Genomic DNA, 20,014 nt, shown 5'->3' on the forward strand with positions numbered 1-20,014 from the left:
GCGCCGCACCCCATCGGGTGCGGCGCCGCCTTCGATGCCGTTACGCTCCGGCTACAGCCGAGCTACTCCTGCTCGAACCTTCGGCGGAACCGATCCTCCATCCGCTCGGAGAAGCCGCCCGACTTGCGGGGGCGGTTACCGCGCCCGGTCGAGCCACCCGACGGGCCACTGCCCGCGGCGGGAGTCTCGGTCGAGTCCGGACGAGCGGACCTGCGCGAGTTGCCGATCATGAGCAGGACGCCCGCACCGAACATGGCGATGAAGCCGACGAGACTGATGATCGGGAAACCGCCCGGCTTGAACGGGGCGGCGATGCCGGCGACGAGCAGGAACAGGCCGATGGCGAACAACGCCGCGGCTTGCAGTCTGCGTCGACTCGACGTGGAGCGAAGTCGTCCGCCGCGGACGGACGAGGCGAACTTCGGATCCTCAGCATAGAGAGCGCTCTCGATCTGTTCGAGCATGCGCTGCTCGTGCTCGGAGAGTGGCACGGTACCTCCCCCGGCACTAGGCGTGGCTGGTCGCCTCCGGGTAGGCGACGGGTAGCCGACCTTGGCGGCTATCTGCTCCCCATGATACGAGTTCGATCGAAGCCGTACCACCTACTCGGTGATAACTAAGCAGTCATGTCCCGGTCGCGACTCGGCTGCGGGCGTGTCTTGGCCGCGGCGACCAGCGCATCGTCGACGTCGTAGAGGAATGCGCCGACCCGTGAACAGAACTCGTCGGCTCGGGTGTCGGTGATCGCGCGGTCCAATCCGGCCTCCAGATCGGCCCGCAGCTGCGAATGGGCCTCGAAGTAATCCGCCCACATCGCGAACTCGGGTGTCGCGCGTCTCAGCAATACCCACGCGCTGCGCGACCTGGCCCGCGGCGCCCGGTCGGCGCCGGTGAGCGCGATCATGGCGCCCGCTCCACGCAGGGCGGCCAGGTAGGCGGTGCGGAATCGCTCGCCCGGCTCGTGTTCCCAGGCCGAATCGGTGAGCAAGGCGTCGGCCTGACGTAGCAGACCGCCCGCGCGACCGTCGTGCCCCGCGTGCTCCCGACCATCGTTGCGACCAGCCATCTGCTGCCCCTTTCGCCCCTCGCACAGATCGAACAAGCATTCGAACGTTTGAATTGAGATTGAATATAGGGACACCCACCGACAACTTCCGCGCCTGCGCGCCATCGACGAGAGCCATGACAGCCGTCAAGCCCAATCACACCCCCGCACCCGTCGTCGTCGACCTCACCGTCGCCGCCCTGCGGTCGCGCCTGCACGACGCCCTCTCGGTGTATGTCGCCGCGATGGACTATCCCCGCGGCACCGAACACCACCGCGCGCCGATGTGGACCGAGCACACCACCCGCGCGGGTTGGCGCGCCGTGGCCGCCCTGCTCCCCGACGACTCGGGTTCGGTCGACCTGCGCACCGCCCCGATCGTCGCGATCGCCTACGGCTACAGCGGCGCACCGCGCCAGTGGTGGCATCAGCAGGTGCATACCGGAATGCGCCGGTGCGGCTGGCCGGAAGCGGCCGCCCGCGACCTGCTCGCCGACTATTTCGAGCTCACCGAGCTGCACGTGCACCCCACCGCGCAGGGTCGCGGGATCGGGTCGACGCTGCTCGAGCGCCTGCTGGCGGATCGGCCGGAGGCGGCCGTGCTGCTGTCGACGCCGGAGGTGCCCGAGGAGGCCAACCGGGCGTGGCGGTTGTACCGGCGGGCCGGATTCACCGATGTGATCCGCGATTTCGTGTTCGCGGGCGACACCAGACCGTTCGCCATCCTGGGGCGGCGGCTGCCGCTGCCCGCGTCCGGCAGCCGAGCGTGAGGTCGGCGGGAACGACGGTCGTCGTCGGTTCCGGTCACAACGCGCTGGTCGCCGCCTGCTATCTGGCGCGGGCCGGGCAGCGGGTGCAGGTGCTGGAGCGCGACGAGGTGCCCGGGGGCGCGGTGTCGACGGTCGAGCGGTTCCCCGGTCATCTGGTGGATCGCGGGTCCTCGGCGCACATCATGATCCGGCACACCGGGATCATCGAGGAGCTCGAGCTCGAGCGATTCGGGTTGCGCTACATCGACTGCGATCCCTGGGGTTTCACGCCGTCCGACGGCGTCCGCCCGCCGATCGTCTTCCATCGCGATCTCGACCTGACCTGCGCCTCGATCGCCGCGGCCTGCGGTACACGCGACGCCGACGCCTATCGCCGATTCGTCGCGGTGTGGGGTGAGCGCAGCGCGCGGGTGATGCGGTCCTTCGGTGGTCCGCCGACGCCGGGCAGGCTGCTGCGCTCGTTCTGGGGGCTGGACGCGCGCGACGGCGGCAGCGCGCTGTCGCGGGAGTTCCTGCAGTCCGGTGACGCGCTGCTGGACTACTGGTTCGACGACGAACGGCTCAAGGCGTCGCTGGCCTGGTTCGGCGCGCAGTCGGGCCCACCGATGTCGGAACCCGGCTCGGCGCCGATGGCCGGTTTCGCCGCACTCATGCACACCCTGCCGCCGGGCCGTGCCGTGGGGGGAAGTGGGGCGCTGTGCGCCGCCCTGATCGCCCGGCTGCGCTCCGACGGCGGTGAACTGCACACCGGTGACGCCGTCACCGCGCTGCGCCGCACCGGCGGCGGCTGGCAGGTGACCACCGAATCCGGCCGAAACCTGCACGCCGACACCGTGGTCGCCGGCTCCCACATCCTGGCCACCCTGGATCTGCTGCGCGCGGGCGGTTTCGACGCCGGCACCCTCGACGACTGGCAGCGCCGGATCCGGGTCGGCCCCGGCATCGGCATGGTGGTGCGTCTGGCCACCGACCGGCTACCGGAATACCCCGGTGCCTCCCCCGCCGAATCCGCCCGTGGCCTGCAATTCCTCGTCTCGGACCGGAATCAGCTGCGTATGGCCCACGGCGCGGCACTGGCCGGTTCGCTGCCGCCGCGGCCGGTGGTGCTGGCGATGAGTTTCAGCGCACTCGACCCCACCATCGCGCCGCCCGGCGAACATCAGCTATCACTGTGGGCGCAGTGGCACCCCTACGAGCTCGCCGACGGCAGCGACTGGGCAGCACACGCCGAGCACGAGGCGGATCGGATCATCGCCGAGGTCGACCGGTACGCACCGGGATTCGCGTCCTCGGTGCGGCAGCGGTTCGTGCAGACCCCGGTCGATCTCGAACGCGAGATGGGACTTCGCGGCGGCAATGTCATGCATGTGGAGATGTCGCTCGACCAGATGATGCTGTGGCGGCCGCTGCCTGAGCTGTCGGGTCAGCGCGTCCCGGGTGCTCCCGGCCTGTATCTGACAGGCGCGTCCACCCATCCCGGCGGCGGAGTGTCCGGTGCCAGTGGACGCAGCGCCGCGCGGCTTGTTCTCGGCGATCGCCGGACCCGCCGGTTCTCGCTACCGCACAGACGATGAGGCCACTCGCGAACCGGTTCGGCTACGGCGCCGAGGCGTTCTGTCGTTGGCTGCGCGCCGATCCGCAGCGCGCGCTGCCGACCGCCACCGCGATTCTGCTGGTACTGGTCCAGATCGCCTATCCGTTGAGCGCGGGCACGATCCGCGATCGGATCACGATCGTCGTCGTGGTGCTCTCGGCGGCGACCGCCCTCCTGCACGCGGCGACGACCCGCGGATGGCGCTGGGCCACCGGGTTCTTCGTCATCGTCTCCGGGCTCGGGCTCACCGCCGAGACCATCGGTACGGCCACCGGGTTCCCGTTCGGCGGCTACGCCTACGCCGTCGACCGGATCGGGCCCGCGCTCGCCGAGGTTCCGCTGGTCGTCCCGCTGGCCTGGACCGGCGGGCTCTACCCGATCTGGATCGTCGCGGGTCTGATCGTGCACCGAGACGCGAGCCTCGGGGCGGCCGTGCGACGCGCCGGGCTGTTCGTCGTTGGTGCGGTCGGCTGGGATCTGTTCCTGGATCCGCAGATGGTGGCCGACGGCCAGTGGACCTGGCGGGTCACCGACGCGGGGCTGCCCGGTCTCCCGCAGATCCCGTACACCAACTACCTCGGCTGGGCGCTGGTCGCCGCGTTGATGGCGCTGCTGCTCACCGTGCTGGACCGGCAGGTGCCGCCTGCCCGTGACCCGTCGGTGGCGGTCCCGGTGGCCGTGTTCGTGTGGACCTGGCTCGGCTCGACGCTCGCGCACGCGGTCTTCCTCGGACTGCCCGCCTCCGCGATCTGGGGTTTCCTCGGCCTGGCGTCGCTCGGCATACCGCTCCTGCTGCGTGCCCGATCGCGCGAAAGTGCCGCGGACCGCGCGAGCTGAGGCGCCACGGCCCGGAATCATGGGCGAAATGCCTGTTCGGCACGGGTCCGCGCGACCTGGTGGGCCCGTCGTGTGTGTTCTCGGGCCCGGGCCTGGCACGATGTCAACCGTGCAGCCGAGTCTCGTCGCCGACATGCCCACTCCTTCGCCGCGTCGTCATGGGCCCGCGCGGCGCGTCGCGGCCGTCGCCGTCCTGCTGGCACTGCTGGTGCCCGCGCTGGCCGGGTGCCTGCGCGTGCAGGTGTCGATGGGCGTGTCGTCCAACGACCGGGTGTCGGGGCGGATCGTCGCCGCCGTCGTGCCGACCGGCCCCGACGACAAGGGTCCGCAGCTGAAGGCGCCCGATTCGGTGGCGGCCAAGGTCCGCGTCGAGACCTACGACCAGGACGGGTACGTCGGCACGCAGGTGTTCTTCGACGACCTGTCCTTCGGCGAGGTCGGCCAGCTCGGCGGCCTGTCGGATCAGACCCAGGGCATGTTCACCCTGGAGTTCCAGCGCAACGGCGACCTGGTGAGCCTCACCGGCCGCGTCGACCTGGAGTCGGTGCCGCCGCACGGCTCGGACGTGCAGTTCTCCATCGCGTTCCCGGCGCGCGTCGCCAAGACCAACGGCACCCGCGAGGGCGACAGCACCGTGTCGTGGAAGCTGCCCGCCGGTGAGGTCTCGACCCTGCGCGCCGAGGTGAAGTACGCCGACCCGAACACTCGCTCGTTCGCGGGCTGGGCAGGCATCGTCGGCGGCATCACCCTCGCCGTCGCCGCGCTCGTCGCGGGCCTGGCCTTCCGCGACCGCAATCCCGGCCCGCCGAACGCGCCGCGCGGCGGTTTCTCGCCACAGGAGATGTGGCGCGAGATCACCAGCCGCAGGCTGGGCCGCTGACATGGGCGCGGCGGTCCGCTACCTGACCTGGGCAGGCACCGGTCTGGCCGCGCTGGGCGCGACCACCGCCGCCTACAACCTGGTCACGTTGCGCACCCTGCCGCGCCGGGTCGCCGGCGTGATCGAACCCGTGACGGTGTGCGTGCCCGCCCGCGACGAAGCCGACCGCCTGCCCGACCTGATCGCCGACCTGCGCGCCCAGACCGGCGTACCGCGCCTGCGGGTGCTCATTCTCGACGACGCCTCCACCGACAACACCTACGAGGCCGCCCTCGCCGCGATCGGCGACGACGACCGCTTCAGCGTGCTCCGCTCGGCCGCCCACCCGGCCCCCGGCTGGACCGGCAAGGCCGCCGCCTGCGCCCGCCTCGCCGCCCGCACCGACGCGGCGGCCCTGGTCTTCGTCGACGCCGACGTCCGCCTCGCCCCACACGCCGTCGCCGCCGCCGTCACCGAATTGCGCAGGCGCGCAGCCGGTCTGGTGTCGGCCTGGCCGGTGCAGGAGTCGGGGACGACCGCCGAGCGCCTGGTCCAGCCGCTGCTCGCCTGGTCGTGGGCCTCGACGCTGCCGCTCGGCCCGGCCAACCACAGCCTGCGCCCGTCGACCGCGGTCGCGTGCGGGCAGTTCCTCGCCGTCGACGCCGAGGCCTATCGCGCGGGCGGCGGTCACGCCGCCGTCGCCGCCAGCGCCACCGAGGACCTCGACCTGGCCAGAGCTCTGCGCCGCGCGGGCCACGGCACCGCCCTGGTGACGGCCGGTCCGGCAGCGAGCACCCGGATGTACACCGGCGCAGGCGAACTCACCGACGGCTACACCCGCTGGCTCTGGTCGGCCTACGGCGGCCGGATCGACGCGGGCGCCGCGATCGGAGCCCTTGCCGCCCTTGCCTATTGGATCCCCCCACTCGCCGCCCTCTGCGGTCGAGGCCGGACCCGCCGCGCCGGCCTGCTGGGCTACCTCACCGCGGTAGCGGGCCGACTCGCCGCCCGCAGCACCGAAACCCGCCGCGCACCCACTCCCGCCGACATCACGTCGGCGGTGGCCCACCCCCTGGGCGTAGCCCACTACCTGATCCTGTGGACACGCTCGCACCACCACCACCGCACCGGCAGACTGCACTGGAAACAACGCCCCCTCGTCGCCCCGCAAACCACGACCGCGCGGCGCGCCTGACGGTTCCGTGTCAGCACGGATGTGGTGGACCAGTGGGCAGCCTGACACTGGACCCAGTCGACCACTTCCGAGCTGTCACATCGCATGCGCAGTGTCATTTTCGCGCATTCGGCCCCGTTTCGGCGTGTCGCTGGTAGTTTGCCGGCGGTAGCGATTGAATACCGCCTGGCTGGTCGACGAATTGCCCCGCACAACCAGTGGAGGTCAAGGTCGTGAAGCGTCCGTTTCTTGCGTTCCTCGGTAGCCGAGGCAGCGGTTGGACCCGCGTCCTCGGTGCATTCGGCGGTGCCCCACTCGCGCTGCTGCTCGCGACGACGGCAACCGCGGAACCGTTGTACCCGCATTCCGATCCGGACCCGTTCTACGCCGCCCCGGCGGATTTGGCGGGGTACCGCCCCGGTGATGTGCTCGACATGCGGGCGCAGCCGCCGCTGCCCCTCTTCCCCGGCGCCACCGTCACATTGGTCAAGTACCGGTCCACCGATTCGCACGGTGCGCCGATCGCGGCGACTACCACGATCCTGACCCCCGCCGGCCATCGGCCCGACGGGCCGTTGCTGTCGTATCAGCACTTCATCAATGCGCTCGGCACCGGCTGCGGGGTATCGCACATGCTGTACAACAGCGACCTGAATCTGGTGGCGACGACGCCGATCTTGAACGTCGTGCTGCAGCAGGGTTGGAGTGTCGCACTGCCGGATCATCTCGGACCTGAGTTCGCCATGGGAGCCGCGCGTTTGGGTGGCCAGATCGTCTTGGATGGCATCCGGGCGGCGAAACGGCTGCCCGTACTCGCCGTGCAGCACAGCCCAGTGGTGATGACCGGCTACTCCGGTGGCGGCATGGCCACCGCATGGGCGGCAGCGCTGCAGCCGTCGTACGCACCGGAGCTCGAGCTCGCGGGCGCGGCCATCGGTGGCGTCCCGGTGAACCTGGTGACGATGGCGCAGGCTCTGGGCTTTGACCCGCACCCGGCCTTCGGGCTGGCCATGGCGACGGCGATCGGTCTGGAGCGGGAGTATCCGGACCAGGTGCCCATCAGCGCGTATCTCAATCCGCGTGGCCTCGCACTTCGTGACGCAATGGCCAACAGCTGCACCAACACCATCCTCGCCATGGGCGCCAACGGCAGCGCTCGCGAGTACGTCACCAACTCCTCGATCTTCGACAGCCCCGACGCCCGGTCGGTGGTGGAGCAGAACAGTCTGGAGCTCTACGCCGGGGTACCGGAAATACCTATGTTCGAATGGCATTCGCCGACCGACCCGTTGATTCCGGTCGACGCCATCAACAACACCAACCGCCGCTGGTGCGCGGCGGGGGTACGGTTGCAGACGCTGTGGGTGCCCTCGGTCGAGCATTTGTCCGCGGCTGTCGCGGGCGCCCCCGCGGTACTGCAGTGGCTCGACGGACGGGTTCGCGGAGAGCCTGCGCCCGTCGCCTGCTGAGATCTGGGACCATGCTGGTCGAGGCTCCGGGGCCCGTACGCTTCGCTGATGGCGATTATCGAACTGGCTGACCGCAACCTTCGACTCGCGCTGCTCGACGAGACTGACCTGTGTCTGGACGGCGATCGTGAGGTCTATCAGCTCTACCCCGGGTGGTGGCACTTCGGCAGGCATTTCTCGATCACGAACCTGGACGGGATCGCCTACTGTGCGGCACTCGAAGATCTCGATCTCAACTCGATGGTCGAAGCCACCAGTCTCGCCCCGCTTGCGGGGTTGACCAGGCTACAGCGCCTCAGACTGGATTCGGGCATCCAGAATCGTGACGTCGGTGTCATCGCCGCTCTGCCCGCGCTGACCGAGCTGGTGATCTTCAACGGTTTCAAGGCACAGGACAACGAGGAGTGGCGCAGTGTGGTCGGTGCGCTGCGGGCACGCGGCGTGGCGGTGCACGGCTGGTAAGTCCCGGTGGGTGGTTTCGAGTGAGTCGCGCATGGCCGTGTAGTCGGGGGCAGCGAGAGCGGCCACGTCATCTGGCATCGGGACTGGCCGCCCGCCATGCCCCATGACCTCGCCAGGCGACGGCAGCGGAGAGGTCCATGCCGAGAACGTCGAGCGGCGCGGGCGGACTGAGACGATCAGGGGACTTCGGTGATCCCGACGGTCGGGAAGAAGAAGCAGGAGCGGCCCGCGTTGTCGGTGGTGCCGAAGACGGCGGCCAGGACGGTGCCGTGGCCGGTGTCGACGGGGACCGCCCGCACTCCGCCGACGGGGATGGCGGTGAACAGGAAGTCGCGGATGGCGGTTTCGGCGAGGGGGCGCAGTTCGACGGGTACCTCGGGCGGGACCATCGCGCGGACGATGTCGGTGATCGAGCCCATCGAGGCCAGACCACCGCGGCCGGTGCTGATGTTGAGCCAGGCCACCTGCATGCCGGAGGTCTTGGTGGTGGCCGTGTCCGGCGACAGGCCGTAGGGCAGGAAGGTGAACATCGTCTGGCCGGACTTCACGGCGGTGAGGTCGAGGCCGGGGACCTGGACGGTATTCGCCGGCCACGGGCCAGGGACCGCACCCGCGACGGCGGGGATCAGGCCGAGGTCGTCACCGGCGCAGTTCGCGGCGACCGTCGGATACAGGAACGGCTGGACGCCGAGCGCTTCGAGGGTGTCGACGACGGTCTGATACGCGCCGAGCAGGTCGCCCGGAGCCGCCGTCTGCGCCGCCGGCGCATCCCTGGTTACCTCGGGCGCCGCCGCCGCGGTAGGCGCGGCCAGTAGCAGCGCGGCGGCACAGGCCGCCAGCGTGGTCAGTGTGGTGAAACGACGCGGCTCGGTCACGGCGCACTCCTCATGGACGCGAAGACATCCGACGCTACTCCCGTACCGGGCGTAATCCGCGCAGGTGAATGGCACCGAGCCGTCGGCGCGTCGCACAGTGTGCCCGAGTACGCCCCGCGTTCCAAGCTCTGCGCTCACGCTGATCCTTACCGTTGTGAAGGATCCCGCCAGTGCCACATGCTGATTCGGTACCGGCCCCTGCGGCCGGTCACAACCATCCAGAGCGACCGAGAGACCCGGCTCGACGACGTCGCAGCAACCCGCCCGTTCCCCGGGTGTGGGTGCTTCCGCCGGGTTCGATGGAAGGAAGAAAGTGCACCCCGTGATCGGTCCCCGTCATCGTCTCGCCGCTGTCGCCGGCGTTCTCGCCGTCGCCACCTCCGTGGTCGCGTGCGGTAGCGACAGCGCAGGCTCGGGTGGGCAGGCCGGTCCGCCCCAGCCCGGCGGCACGCTGCGCTACGGCCTGTCGCAGGCGCCGTCGTGCTCGGATCCGGCGCAGGCGGGCTCGAACCAGTCCATCTACGTCGCCCGTCAGATCGTCGACTCGCTCACCGATCAGGACCCGAAGACCGGCGCGATCACGCCGTGGCTGGCCACCAGCTGGGAGGTCAGCTCCGACGCGAAGGTGTTCACGTTCACGCTCGCCGACGGCGTCACCTTCAGCGACGGCACGCCGGTCACCGCGGACTCGGTGCGCGACACCTTCGACGCGATCGTGAAACTCGGTGGCGCGAAGGCGCCGCTCGGCACGAGCTACCTCACCAACTACGTCGGCACGACCGCGGTCGACAAGCTCACCGCCCGAGTGGAATTCAGCCAGCCCAACGCGCAGTTCCTGCAGGCCTCCTCCACACCACAGCTCGGAATACTCGCCAAGGCGACCAATGCCAAACCGGCCGAGGCCAGGTGCGCAGGCGACAATATCGGCAGCGGGCCGTTCACCTACGCCGGCTACAAGCAGGACGTCTCGGTGACGCTGGCGAAGCGGGCCGGATACCACTGGGGATCGGCGGTATTCGGGCATCAGGGCGAGGCGTACCTGGACCGGATCGAGTTCACCGTCGTCCCCGAATCCGGGGTGCGCACCGGCAGTCTCGTCTCCGGTCAGCTCGACGCGATCAGTGACGCGCTGCCCCAGGACGCACCGCAGATCGAGGCCGTCGGCGGCCAGGTGCTGTCCACGTCCAACCCCGGCACGCCGTTCGGCCTGCACCCCAACGTGACTCGTGGCCCGCTGCGCGATCCGGCGGTGCGCCAGGCACTGCTGCCGGCGCTGGACCGCAAGCAGCTCGTCGACACCGTGCTCGGCCCGCAGTTCAAGGTCGCGACCTCGACGCTTGCCTCGGCGACACCCGCGTACGCGGATCTCTCGGCACAACTTCCCCACGACCCGGCCAAGGCGAAGTCGATTCTCGACCAGGCAGGCTGGGTTTCCGGCGCCGACGGCATCCGCACGAAGAACGGTGAGCGCCTGAGCTTCTCGGTGACGTTCAGCCAGGTGTTCGCGGGCAACCAGGCGATCCTGGAGCTGGTGCAGCAGCAGCTTCGCCAGGTGGGCGTCGACCTGACACTCGACCTGGTGTCGCTGCCGGAGTGGACCGCCAAGATGAACTCCAAGGACTACGACGCCACCTACGGCAATTCCACCCGCGCCGACGGCGACATCCTGCGCACGTCCTTCTCGATCACCGGTCGCAACCTCAATGCCCGCGGACCGATCCCGGCGCTGGACGAGACCCTGGACAAGCAGCTGGCCGCCAATGATCCGGCCGCACGGGCGACGCTGATCAAGACCGCGCAGCAGCAGATCCTCGACAACGGCCTCTACATCCCCACCGTCGAGCTGTCCCAGGCGATCGGCGCGGCCGCGACCACCCAGGATCTGAAGTTCGAGGCCTCGGCCCGGCTGCAGTTCTTCGACACCTGGCTGAGCGGGCGCTGATCATGAGCCGATACGTGGGTTCCCGGATACTGCAGGCGATCTGGGTGTTGTGGGCGGCGTTCACCATCTCCTTCGTCGTGCTCTACCTGCTGCCTGCGGATCCGGTGTCGATGGCCGCCGACGGCGGTGGGCCCGGCACCGTCGTCGACAAGGTGGCGATCGCGGAACTGCAGGCCCGCTACGGCTTGGACAAGCCGCTGTGGGAGCAGTATGTGACCGCGCTCGGCAATGCGGTCAGCGGTGACCTCGGGCGGTCCATCAGCACCGGTCAGCCCGTGACCGAAGCGCTCGGCGACGCCCTGCCCCCGACTCTCGGATTGGCGCTGCTAGCCCTGGTGTTCGCCGCGATCGGCGGCACCGCACTGGCGTTCGCCGCCACCTACACGCGGCGGCCGTGGCTGCGCAATACGCTCAGTGCCCTACCACCGCTGGCTGTTTCGGTGCCGACGTTCTGGACCGGTCTGATCCTGTTGCAGCTGTTCTCGTTTCGGCTGCACTGGTTTCCGGCCTTCGGCGGGACGGGACTGCGCGGGACCCTGCTGCCCGCGCTCACCCTGGCACTGCCGATCGGTGCGGTGATCGCCCAGGTACTCGCCGCCGGGCTGGAACAGACCTGGCGGCAGCCGTTCACCGAGGTCGCGCTCGCCAAGGGCGCCTCGCGGTGGTGGGTGCAGCGGCGCCACGTCGCCCGGCTGGCCAGCGTGCCCGCGTTCACCATCGCCGGTGTGCTGGTTGGCACCGTGCTGGCCGGGTCGGTGGTGGTGGAATCGGTGTTCGCCCGCGCCGGTGTCGGCAGGCTGACCCAGACCTCCGTGCTCAACCAGGACATCCCCGTCGTGCAGGGCGTGGTGCTGCTGTCGGCGCTGATCTTCGTCGTCGTGAATCTGACGGTCGATCTGCTGTATCCCCTGCTCGATCCACGGATCACCGGTAGCAGGTGGCAGCGCGCGAAGACGAACACCAGGCCCGGTGACAGCACCGAACTCCCGGACACGAAGGCCGATGTCGCCGCGAAGGCGGTGCACGGTGCCTGAGGTCATGCGGCCTCAGGACGCCGCCGGGACCACCATCGATACCGAAGGGAACGACCATGGTTGACCTCCTCGTGCGCCGTGGATCGGTCGCCGAAAGACCCGAAGTGGCAGACGACAGTACTGTCCGGGCCACCGAGATCGCACGGTGGGTTCGGGCCCATCTGGGCCTGCTGGTCGCGGTCGTGGTGCTCGCCGTCGCGATCGGATGGGCGGTAGCGCCGTCGGTCTTCGCCCCCGGCGACCCGCTGACCGGCGTGCCCGCGGAGAAGTTCCAGGCTCCCAGCGCGGCGCACTGGTTCGGCACCGACAATCTCGGCCGCGATCTCTACACGCGGGTGGTGCACGGCGCCGGTCTCTCACTGACCGCGACACTGACAGCGGTCGGCATCGCACTGGTGGTCGGCTCGCTGCTCGGGCTGCTGTCCGGCGCGGCGGGCGGCATCGTCGACACCACGATCATGCGGGTGGTCGACGTCCTGCTGTCGATCCCAGCACTGCTGCTCTCACTGGCACTGGTGACCGCGCTCGGCTTCGGCACCCGCAATGTCGCTCTCGCCGTGGGCATCTCGCTGATCGCGAACTTCGCCAGGGTCATGCGTTCGGAGGTGCTGCGGGTGCGGCACGCGCCGTATGTCGAAGCGGCACACGCGTCGGGGGTGCGCTGGTACACGGTTCTCGCCCGGCACATCCTGCCGAACTCGTTTCAGCCGGTCCTGGCGCTGGCCGCCGTGGAATTCGGGATGGCGGTGCTGGCGGTGTCCTCGCTGAGCTTCCTCGGCTACGGCACCAAACCGCCCACCCCCGAGTGGGGTTCGCTGATCTCGGAGGGCCGCAATTTCCTGGCGTCGGCGTGGTGGCTGACCACCCTGCCGGGTCTGGTCATCGTCGCCGTCGTGCTGTCGGCACAGCGTCTCGGTCGTTTCGCGGGGAAGGCGGAGAAGCGATGAGTGCGAACGAATCGTCGACCGGACCCGGCGGCGAACAGGCCACCGACCACGCGAATGTCTCGCCAAGCCGGTCGAGGTCCGAGTCGTCGGCGACAACGGAGCGATCGGCGGGTGTCCTGCGTGGTCGTGACCAGACAGGGCCGCTGCTACGCGTGGCTGACCTGCACATCGCCTACCGATCGAGCTCAGGGCCGGTCGACGCCCTGCGCGGCGCCTCGATCGAGGTCGAGCGCGGCGAGGTGGTGGCGCTGGTCGGCGAATCCGGCTCGGGGAAGTCCACCTTGGCGCACGCGGTGATCGGCTTGCTCGGTGATTCCGCGCGAATCGTCTCGGGCAGTGTCGAATTCGCCGGCGAGCCGGTCGATCCGACGGACGAGAAGGCGCTGCGTCAACTACGCGGCGCGCGAGTCGGCTTCGTCCCCCAGGATCCGGGCCTGTCGCTGAATCCTGTCCTGCGGGTGGGCGATCAGGTCGCGGAAGCGCTGCTGGTGCATCGCCTGGCGGATCGGCGCGGCGCCCGGTTGCAGGCACTGGACCTGCTCGAAGAGGTCGGGCTGGACCGGCCGGAGATCCGCGCGCGGCAGTATCCGCACGAGCTGTCCGGCGGGCAGCGTCAGCGGGTGCTGATCGCGATCGCGCTGGCCTGCGGGCCGGAGCTGATCATCGCCGACGAGCCGACCAGCGCGCTCGACGCGACGGTCGCACGGCAGGTGCTGGATCGGCTGGCCGAGCGGATCGCGGCACGCGGCACGGCGGTGCTGCTGATCACCCACGATCTGGCCGTGGCCGCCGAGCGGGCCGATCGACTCGTGGTGCTCGCCCAGGGTGAGGTCGTCGAATCCGGGCCGACTGCCCAGGTTCTCTCCCGTCCGGCGCATCCCTACACGCGACGTCTGCTGGCGGCATCGCCCGCACTCGCGCCCACCGGGTTCCGTCCGCCCCGCGCCCGCGCCGAGTCGCCGCTGCTCTCGGTGCACGCCCTGCACAAGCGATTTCACGCCGCCGACGTCACCGCCGTCGACGATGTCGAGTTCACCCTCGATCGTGGGGAGACCCTGGCCCTGGTCGGTGAGTCCGGGTCGGGCAAGTCGACCACCGCGCGCATCGCCTTGCGTCTGACCGAACCCGACAGCGGCACGGTGACTTTCGACGGGCACGACCTCACCACCGCGCGCCGCCGTCGTCTGCGCGAACTGCGCAGGCGCTTCCAGGTGGTGTATCAGAACCCGTACTCGTCGCTGGACCCGCGCTGGCAGATCGGCGACATCATCGCCGAGCCGCTGCGCGCCTACCGTGTCGGACGGCGCGCCGAGCAGGACCGCCGCGTGACCGAGCTGCTCGACCAGGTCGCGCTGCCCGCCGACTTCAGCACGCGCAAGCCCGCCGAACTGTCCGGTGGTCAGCGGCAGCGGGTGGCGATCGCCCGCGCGCTGGCTCTGCGCCCCGATCTGCTGGTGCTCGACGAACCGGTCTCGGCGCTCGACGCCTCGGTGCAGGCGCAGATCCTCGATCTGCTCGACGGCCTGCAACGCGACCTGGCCCTCGGCTACCTGTTCATCTCCCACGACCTTGCTGTCGTCCGCCAGATCAGCGACCGGGTGGCGGTGATGCGCAACGGCCGCATCGTCGAAATCGGGCCGACGGCAACCCTGTTCACCGATCCGCGGCACGCCTACACCAGGGAGCTGCTCGCGGCGATCCCGGCATCCGGATCGATCGCATCGACGGAAAGGACCTGATCCGATGAGCAAGGCCACACTGTTCCTCGGCATCGAAACAGCGGGCACCGGAACGCATCCCGCGTCCTGGCGGCGTGCGGATTCGCGGGCGGAGGATCTGTTCACCGCCCGGTACTGGACCGAGGTGGTCGCGCGGGCTGAACAACTCGGGTTCGACGCGGTGTTCCTGCCCGACTCGTTCGGTCTGCAGGAGGGCGGCACGGCGGTGACCCGCGGCAGGCTCGACGCGGTCGCGATCGCGGCCCGTACCGCGCCGCTCACCGGGCGGATCGGGCTGATTCCGCAGGTACCGGTCACCCACACCGAACCGTTCCACGTGTCCAAGGCGATCGCCGCGCTCGATTTCGCGAGCCTGGGCCGCGCGGGCTGGGAAGCCGGGGTGTCCCTCGGCTCCGCGCAGGCCAAGGCGTTCGGCCGCAAGGATGTTCAATCCGACGCGGCGCTGTGGCACGAGGCCGACGAAGCGGTCGAGGTCGTGACTCGCCTGTGGGACAGCTGGGAGGACGGCGCCGAGATCCGCGATGTACCCACCGGCCGGTTCATCGACCGGGATCGTCTGCACTACATCGACTTCGCCGGCGAGAACTTCTCGGTGAAGGGTCCGTCGATCACCCCGCGCTCGCCGCAGGGTCAGCCGATCGTGACCGTGCGCGCCGACGATCCAGCGTCCACCGATGTCGCGGTGCGCCGCGCCGACCTCATCCGGTTCTCCGCCCCCGACCTCGCCACCGCCGCCGAACGCCGAATCTCGCTGCGCGCCGCCCTCGCCACGGCGGGCCGCGATCCCGACACGGTGCAGGTGCTACTGGATCTTCCTGTCCACCTGGCCGATTCGGCCGATCACGCGCACGCCGAGGTCGCCGAGCTCGACAGGTGGTTCGCGCAGGACCCCGGCACCACGCTGCGGTACGTCGGCACCCCCACCGCGCTCGACGAGTTCCTCGACGAGACCGCCCACACCGACGCCGCCGACGGTGTGGTCCTGCGACCGCTCGCGCTGCACGCCACGCTCGCGGCACTCACCGCTCGTCCCCCGGCCGAATCCGCACCGGGCACCCTCCGCGACCGCCTCGGTCTCCCCCGCCCCGCCAGCCGCTACGCGAGCACGCAAGGAGCCGCGCTGTGACCTCGAAGCCACGCAAGCAAGTCCATCTCGCCGCGCACTTCCCCGGCGTCAACAACACGACCGTCTGGGCCGACCCGGCGTCGAAGTCGCAGGTCGACTTCGCCTCGTTCGAGCACCTGGCCCGCACCGCCGAACGCGGCCTGTTCGATTTCTTCTTCCTGGCCGAGGGGCTGCGGCTGCGCGAGCACCGAGGACGCATCCACGATCTCGACGTGGTGGGCAGGCCGGACACGTTCACCGTGCTCAACGCGGTCGCCGCGGTCACCGAGCGGCTCGGGCTGGCGGGCACCATCAACAGCACCTACAACGAACCGTTCGAGCTGGCCAAGCAGTTCGCCTCGCTGGATCATCTCTCCGGCGGCCGCGCGGCTTGGAATGTTGTCACCTCCTCCGACGCGTTCACCGGCGAGAACTTCCGGCGCGGTGGCTATCTGGAGCACAGCGAGCGCTACCGGCGCGCGGCCGAGGTGGTCGAAGCGACCAGGGCACTGTGGGACAGCTGGCCCGCCGACGCGCTCGTCGTCGACCGGGAACGCGGCATCTTCACCGAAGAGGTGCCCGGAACCGCTTTCCGCAGTGGTCAATTCGACATCGATGGCACGTTCGTCCTGCCGCCGAGTCCCCAGGGGCACCCGGTGTTGCTGCAAGCGGGCGATTCCGACGAGGGGCGCGAATTCGGCGCGAAGACCGCCGACGCGATCTTCACCGTGCACGGCACCCTCGAGGCGGGCCAGAAGTTCTACGCCGACATCAAGGGCAGGCTCGCGAAATACGGTCGCGCGCACGACGAGCTGCTGGTCTTCCCGGCCGCCACCTTCGTCCTCGGCGACACCGAAGCCGACGCGCACGAGCGGGCCAGGGAGATCCGGTACCAGCAGGTGAGCCCGCAGACCGCGATCGCCTTCCTCGAACAGGTCTGGGGCCGTGACCTTTCCGGCTACGACCCCGACGGGCCGCTGCCCGACATCGAACCCGACACCACCACCGAGATCACCCGGGGCCGGGTGCGGCACGCGAAAGATCCGCTGGCCGTGGCGAAGGCGTGGCGGGAGCAGGCCGAAGCCGGGAAGCTCAGCATCCGCGAATTGATCATCGAGGTCACCACCCGCCAGCAGTTCATCGGCACCCCGGTCCAGGTCGCCGAGCAGATCGACCACTACGTGCAGTCCGACGCCGCCGACGGGTTCATCCTCGTCCCGCACCTCACACCCGCCGGGCTCGACGAGTTCGTCGACACGGTGGTGCCGGCACTGCAGGAACGCGGCAGTTTCCGCACCGCCTACACCGGCACCACGCTGCGCGACCACCTCGGTCTGCGTCATCCCCATCACCCCGCCATCGCCGAAGGAGCACGCGCGTCATGACGATCACCGTCGACACCACCAGCACCGCAACAACGTTCAGCGACGACTGGCACCGCTGGCACGACGCCCGCGAGGACGGCCTGCGCGACCCCCTCGGCTGGCTCAGCCTCGCCGGCCTGCACTGGCTCACCGACAGCCCGGAACGCCTCGACGGCGTCCCCGGCACCTGGTGGGTGACCGACGAGAAGGTGTTCATCACCGCCCAGCCCGCCGACCGGCTCGACGTCGAGGGCGAGCGGATCGCGGGCGTGCGGATTCTGACTCCCGCCGAGGGCGCGCCGGGGCTGAGCGTGTTCAACGAGGAGCGGGTCTTCGAGGTGATCCGGCGCTCCGGGCAGTTCGCGGTGCGCGTGCACGACCCGGCCGCGCCCACCCTGGCCGGGTTCACCGGCGTCCCCGCCTATCCGGCCGACCCGCGATGGGTCGTCACCGGCCGGTTCACCCCGTTCGACACCGCCCGCACGGTCACCACCGGCGCGGTCGTGGACGGGCTCGAACACCACCACAGCGCGGCGGGGACCATCGAGTTCCGGATCGGCGACGCCGTGGAGACGCTGATCGCCTTCGGCACGCCCGCGGATCTGCGGGTGCTGTTCACCGATGCCACCAGCGGGGTCACCACCTACCCGGCGGCGCGGTCGCTCGCGATCGGCGCGGTCGAGGCCGACGGCACCGTGACCCTGGACTTCAACCGGGCGGTGAACCTGCCGTGCGCGTTCACCGATTACGCGACCTGCCCGGTGGCACCGGCCGAGAACCGGCTGCGGGTGGCGATCGAAGCGGGAGAACAGGATCCGGCGCTATGACCGTTCCGCTCTCGATCCTCGACCTCGCGCCGATCAGCGAAGGGTCGACTGCCGCGCAGGCATTGCGCAACACGATCGATCTCGCCCAGCACGCCGAACAGTGGGGCTACCACCGGTATTGGCTGGCCGAACATCATTTCGTGTCGGTGGCCAGTTCGTCCTCGCTGACCCTGCTCGCCCTGGTCGCGGCGGCTACCTCCCGTATCCGCGTCGGTACCGGGGCGGTGCAGGTGGGTCATCACACCTCGGCCTCGATCGTCGAGGCGTTCGGCACCGTCGACGCGCTGCACCCGGGGCGGCTCGATCTGGGTCTCGGCCGGTCGGGGCATCGGCGCAGCCAGTTCGGGGCGGAGGCGTCCACCGCCAAGGGCGGGCATCCGGTGCTGGACACGGTCACCGGGCGCACCCGGATCCGCGACGGTGTGGTGGTGCCGCCGCCGTTCGACCCGCGCGGGATCACCGACCGGTCCAAATTCGTCGCCTCGCTCGAAGCGCTCCAGCAGCCGCATGCCGAGGCGCTGGACTTCCCCGATCAGATCGCCGAGGTCCGCGCCCTGCTCGACGGCACCTACACCTCGTCCGATGATGTTGCGTTGCACGCGGTTCCGGGTGAGGGGGCCGATGTCGAACTGTGGTTGTTCGGCAGCACGGCCGGTGAGAGCGCCGAAGTGGCAGGCAGGCTCGGGTTGCCGTTCGCGGCGGCCTATCACGTCGCCCCCGGCACCGCACTGGACGCGGTCGAGGCCTACCGGGCGGCCTTCCGGCCCTCGCCCACCCTCGCCGAACCGCACGTGATCGTGTCGGCCGATGTCGTGGTGGCCGCCGACGACGCCACCGCCCGCCACCACGCGAGCACCTACGGTCACTGGGTCCACAGCATCCGCAGCGGTTCCGGCGCGGGCGAATACCTCGACCCCACCACCGCTTCCCCCCTCACCCCCGACCAGCTCCGCCTGGTCGAGGACCGCCTCGCCGCCCAGATAGCCGGCTCCCCCGACACGGTCACCGAACGCCTGGAAGCCCTGGTCAAGGTCACCGACGCCACCGAACTCCTGATCACCACCATCACCCACAACCACGCCGACCGCCTGGAATCCCACCGCCTCCTGGCCGACGCCTGGGGCCTGCGCACCGCACGCGCGGCCTGAACCCCTCGCTGCGGGGTCGTCACGCAACGACGGCCCCGCAGCGCCGCCCGCTCCCGCGATCCCGCCGTACCCGGCAGCGCCAGTGTCGCGTGGATTCAGTCGAAAAGATCTGCTGTCGTGGCAGCGTCGATCGCGCGCCGCAGCCAGCTGTCGAGCTGAGCCAGATCCCGGCACTGCTCGATCCGGGCCCGCTGATCCTCCGTGACAGCGATTCGACGCGCGCTGAGGACGGTGATGATGCTGGCCGCGACGCCCTCCTCGCGGCCTTCTTCACGCCCCTCTTCGACATATTTGCGGGCGATTCGGCCCTGGTATTCGTAGGTCATCGTCATCAGTTCCTCCAACCGTCGGCTGGCCGCCTCGGACAACACCTCGTCGACCAGGTCATGGTACATCCGTGCTCGTTCGTCGTCGGTCTTCGTCAGGCCTACCAAGAGCGCGGTGAAGACCGCCTCGGCGTGGGGCCGTTGCCGTGTGCCATGGCCGAAAGGACTGCTCGCTCCGGCGATGATGCGGCCTCCAGTGGGTCGGTGACGATCGGCATCCGGTCCGGTCCGACGATGAGTGGACGCAGCGCGAATCCCGGGTGGCCGATGTCGATCGGTTTGGCCGCCCAGGTGGCCACGCTGGTGTTCGGCACGACGACCAGAAGCACCACCGGGCAACGCAATCGGGCTCGCAGAGTTGTCAGGTATACCGGCCAGCTCCACTGTTTGTGGGGCTTCTCCGAGAGCTGGACCTCGACGCAGATACCGAGCACGGCGGCGCCGTCGGCGTTGTGGAGACTCAGCGCCAGGTCACCGCGGAACTCCTTGGGCCCGAT

Annotated in this window: 19 protein-coding genes, 1 pseudogene and 1 riboswitch; of the genes and pseudogenes, 15 read left to right on the forward strand and 5 right to left on the reverse strand. The window is 70.0% G+C overall.

Translation table 11 applies throughout. From position 1 onward, the window contains the following. Nucleotides 1-62 precede the first annotated feature (62 nt). A complete protein-coding gene (locus tag ACFWF2_RS29220) occupies nt 63-491 on the reverse strand; it encodes a DUF3040 domain-containing protein (RefSeq protein WP_379310682.1) in 429 nt (142 codons plus the stop codon). A 125-nt stretch (nt 492-616) separates the two neighbouring features. Continuing rightward, nucleotides 617-1,066 carry an SAV_6107 family HEPN domain-containing protein gene (locus ACFWF2_RS29225; RefSeq protein ID WP_189033687.1) on the reverse strand — a complete coding sequence of 150 codons (450 nt, stop codon included), beginning with the start codon at nt 1,064-1,066 and terminating at the stop codon, nt 617-619. A 116-nt stretch (nt 1,067-1,182) separates the two neighbouring features. Between ACFWF2_RS29225 and ACFWF2_RS29230 the strand changes: the two genes are divergently transcribed. The 7 genes from ACFWF2_RS29230 (at nt 1,183) to ACFWF2_RS29260 (ending at nt 8,210) form a co-directional block, all read left to right on the forward strand. After that, on the forward strand, nt 1,183-1,815 hold the full coding sequence (locus tag ACFWF2_RS29230; RefSeq protein WP_379310683.1) for a GNAT family N-acetyltransferase: 633 nt from the start codon (nt 1,183-1,185) through the stop codon (nt 1,813-1,815). Further along, nucleotides 1,812-3,389, forward strand: a complete 1,578-nt coding sequence (locus ACFWF2_RS29235; RefSeq protein ID WP_379310684.1) for a phytoene desaturase family protein — start codon at nt 1,812-1,814, stop codon at nt 3,387-3,389. Before ACFWF2_RS29230 ends, ACFWF2_RS29235 begins: the two co-directional genes overlap by 4 nt. Then, nucleotides 3,386-4,246, forward strand: coding sequence for a carotenoid biosynthesis protein (locus ACFWF2_RS29240; protein WP_379310685.1), 861 nt, complete (start codon nt 3,386-3,388; stop codon nt 4,244-4,246). Before ACFWF2_RS29235 ends, ACFWF2_RS29240 begins: the two co-directional genes overlap by 4 nt. Nucleotides 4,247-4,379: 133 nt before the next feature. Next, nucleotides 4,380-5,126, forward strand: coding sequence for an LppM family (lipo)protein (locus ACFWF2_RS29245; protein ID WP_379310699.1), 747 nt, complete (start codon nt 4,380-4,382; stop codon nt 5,124-5,126). A 1-nt stretch (nt 5,127) separates the two neighbouring features. Further along, nucleotides 5,128-6,300 carry a glycosyltransferase family 2 protein gene (locus ACFWF2_RS29250; RefSeq protein ID WP_379310686.1) on the forward strand — a complete coding sequence of 391 codons (1,173 nt, stop codon included), beginning with the start codon at nt 5,128-5,130 and terminating at the stop codon, nt 6,298-6,300. A 212-nt stretch (nt 6,301-6,512) separates the two neighbouring features. Next, entirely contained in the window at nt 6,513-7,748 is a 1,236-nt protein-coding gene (locus tag ACFWF2_RS29255; RefSeq protein WP_379310687.1) for a lipase family protein, read from the forward strand. A gap of 48 nt (nt 7,749-7,796) precedes the next feature. Continuing rightward, complete coding sequence (locus ACFWF2_RS29260) at nt 7,797-8,210, forward strand: DUF6892 domain-containing protein (protein ID WP_379310688.1); 414 nt, start codon at nt 7,797-7,799, stop codon at nt 8,208-8,210. 176 nt (nt 8,211-8,386) lie between these two features. On the opposite strand, the gene ACFWF2_RS29265 is transcribed toward ACFWF2_RS29260, so the two are convergent. Continuing rightward, nucleotides 8,387-9,085 (reverse strand): hypothetical protein, encoded by a 699-nt coding sequence (locus ACFWF2_RS29265; RefSeq protein ID WP_379310689.1) that lies wholly within the window; start codon nt 9,083-9,085, stop codon nt 8,387-8,389. A gap of 211 nt (nt 9,086-9,296) precedes the next feature. Further along, nucleotides 9,297-9,391, forward strand: a riboswitch (SAM riboswitch). A 16-nt stretch (nt 9,392-9,407) separates the two neighbouring features. Here ACFWF2_RS29265 and ACFWF2_RS29270 point away from each other — a divergent pair. Genes ACFWF2_RS29270 through ACFWF2_RS29305 form a run of 8 tightly spaced genes read left to right on the forward strand, consistent with a single transcriptional unit; the run spans nt 9,408 to nt 19,191 of the window. Beyond that, complete coding sequence (locus tag ACFWF2_RS29270; protein WP_379310690.1) at nt 9,408-11,027, forward strand: ABC transporter substrate-binding protein; 1,620 nt, start codon at nt 9,408-9,410, stop codon at nt 11,025-11,027. Between the two features lie 2 nt (nt 11,028-11,029). After that, nucleotides 11,030-12,061, forward strand: a complete 1,032-nt coding sequence (locus tag ACFWF2_RS29275) for an ABC transporter permease (protein ID WP_379310691.1) — start codon at nt 11,030-11,032, stop codon at nt 12,059-12,061. A gap of 56 nt (nt 12,062-12,117) precedes the next feature. Further along, the gene (locus ACFWF2_RS29280) at nt 12,118-13,008 is read left to right on the forward strand and encodes an ABC transporter permease (protein ID WP_379310692.1); all 891 of its coding nucleotides are present in this window, start codon (nt 12,118-12,120) and stop codon (nt 13,006-13,008) included. Continuing rightward, entirely contained in the window at nt 13,005-14,747 is a 1,743-nt protein-coding gene (locus tag ACFWF2_RS29285) for a dipeptide ABC transporter ATP-binding protein (protein WP_379310693.1), read from the forward strand. The genes ACFWF2_RS29280 and ACFWF2_RS29285 overlap by 4 nt, the downstream gene beginning before the upstream one ends. Nucleotides 14,748-14,751: 4 nt before the next feature. After that, nucleotides 14,752-15,873, forward strand: a complete 1,122-nt coding sequence (locus ACFWF2_RS29290; RefSeq protein ID WP_379310694.1) for an LLM class flavin-dependent oxidoreductase — start codon at nt 14,752-14,754, stop codon at nt 15,871-15,873. Continuing rightward, on the forward strand, nt 15,870-17,237 hold the full coding sequence (locus tag ACFWF2_RS29295) for an NtaA/DmoA family FMN-dependent monooxygenase (protein WP_379310695.1): 1,368 nt from the start codon (nt 15,870-15,872) through the stop codon (nt 17,235-17,237). Before ACFWF2_RS29290 ends, ACFWF2_RS29295 begins: the two co-directional genes overlap by 4 nt. Beyond that, nucleotides 17,234-18,043 carry a DUF1684 domain-containing protein gene (locus ACFWF2_RS29300; RefSeq protein WP_379310696.1) on the forward strand — a complete coding sequence of 270 codons (810 nt, stop codon included), beginning with the start codon at nt 17,234-17,236 and terminating at the stop codon, nt 18,041-18,043. Before ACFWF2_RS29295 ends, ACFWF2_RS29300 begins: the two co-directional genes overlap by 4 nt. Further along, the gene (locus ACFWF2_RS29305) at nt 18,040-19,191 is read left to right on the forward strand and encodes an LLM class flavin-dependent oxidoreductase (RefSeq protein WP_379310697.1); all 1,152 of its coding nucleotides are present in this window, start codon (nt 18,040-18,042) and stop codon (nt 19,189-19,191) included. The genes ACFWF2_RS29300 and ACFWF2_RS29305 overlap by 4 nt, the downstream gene beginning before the upstream one ends. Nucleotides 19,192-19,286: 95 nt before the next feature. On the opposite strand, the gene ACFWF2_RS29310 is transcribed toward ACFWF2_RS29305, so the two are convergent. Then, nucleotides 19,287-19,586: a hypothetical protein gene (locus ACFWF2_RS29310; protein ID WP_379310698.1), complete on the reverse strand. Its 300-nt coding sequence runs from the start codon at nt 19,584-19,586 to the stop codon at nt 19,287-19,289. A gap of 32 nt (nt 19,587-19,618) precedes the next feature. Then, a pseudogene (locus tag ACFWF2_RS29315) lies at nt 19,619-20,014 on the reverse strand (hypothetical protein); the annotation flags it as partial.

The sequence above is a fragment of the Nocardia sp. NPDC060259 genome (genome assembly GCF_042728775.1).
Taxonomy (GTDB): domain Bacteria; phylum Actinomycetota; class Actinomycetes; order Mycobacteriales; family Mycobacteriaceae; genus Nocardia.

What these genes read in the sequence shown, in the direction of transcription:
- ACFWF2_RS29280 (WP_379310692.1), top strand. Translation starts at nt 12,118, where the DNA reads ATGGTTGACCTCCTCGTGCGCCGTGGATCGGTCGCCGAAAGACCCGAA.
- ACFWF2_RS29245 (WP_379310699.1), top strand. Translation starts at nt 4,380, where the DNA reads ATGCCCACTCCTTCGCCGCGTCGTCATGGGCCCGCGCGGCGCGTCGCG.
- ACFWF2_RS29305 (WP_379310697.1), top strand. Translation starts at nt 18,040, where the DNA reads ATGACCGTTCCGCTCTCGATCCTCGACCTCGCGCCGATCAGCGAAGGG.
- ACFWF2_RS29225 (WP_189033687.1), bottom strand. Translation starts at nt 1,066, where the DNA reads ATGGCTGGTCGCAACGATGGTCGGGAGCACGCGGGGCACGACGGTCGC.
- ACFWF2_RS29300 (WP_379310696.1), top strand. Translation starts at nt 17,234, where the DNA reads ATGACGATCACCGTCGACACCACCAGCACCGCAACAACGTTCAGCGAC.
- ACFWF2_RS29240 (WP_379310685.1), top strand. Translation starts at nt 3,386, where the DNA reads ATGAGGCCACTCGCGAACCGGTTCGGCTACGGCGCCGAGGCGTTCTGT.
- ACFWF2_RS29260 (WP_379310688.1), top strand. Translation starts at nt 7,797, where the DNA reads ATGGCGATTATCGAACTGGCTGACCGCAACCTTCGACTCGCGCTGCTC.
- ACFWF2_RS29310 (WP_379310698.1), bottom strand. Translation starts at nt 19,586, where the DNA reads ATGTACCATGACCTGGTCGACGAGGTGTTGTCCGAGGCGGCCAGCCGA.
- ACFWF2_RS29230 (WP_379310683.1), top strand. Translation starts at nt 1,183, where the DNA reads ATGACAGCCGTCAAGCCCAATCACACCCCCGCACCCGTCGTCGTCGAC.
- ACFWF2_RS29290 (WP_379310694.1), top strand. Translation starts at nt 14,752, where the DNA reads ATGAGCAAGGCCACACTGTTCCTCGGCATCGAAACAGCGGGCACCGGA.
- ACFWF2_RS29275 (WP_379310691.1), top strand. Translation starts at nt 11,030, where the DNA reads ATGAGCCGATACGTGGGTTCCCGGATACTGCAGGCGATCTGGGTGTTG.
- ACFWF2_RS29285 (WP_379310693.1), top strand. Translation starts at nt 13,005, where the DNA reads ATGAGTGCGAACGAATCGTCGACCGGACCCGGCGGCGAACAGGCCACC.
- ACFWF2_RS29250 (WP_379310686.1), top strand. Translation starts at nt 5,128, where the DNA reads ATGGGCGCGGCGGTCCGCTACCTGACCTGGGCAGGCACCGGTCTGGCC.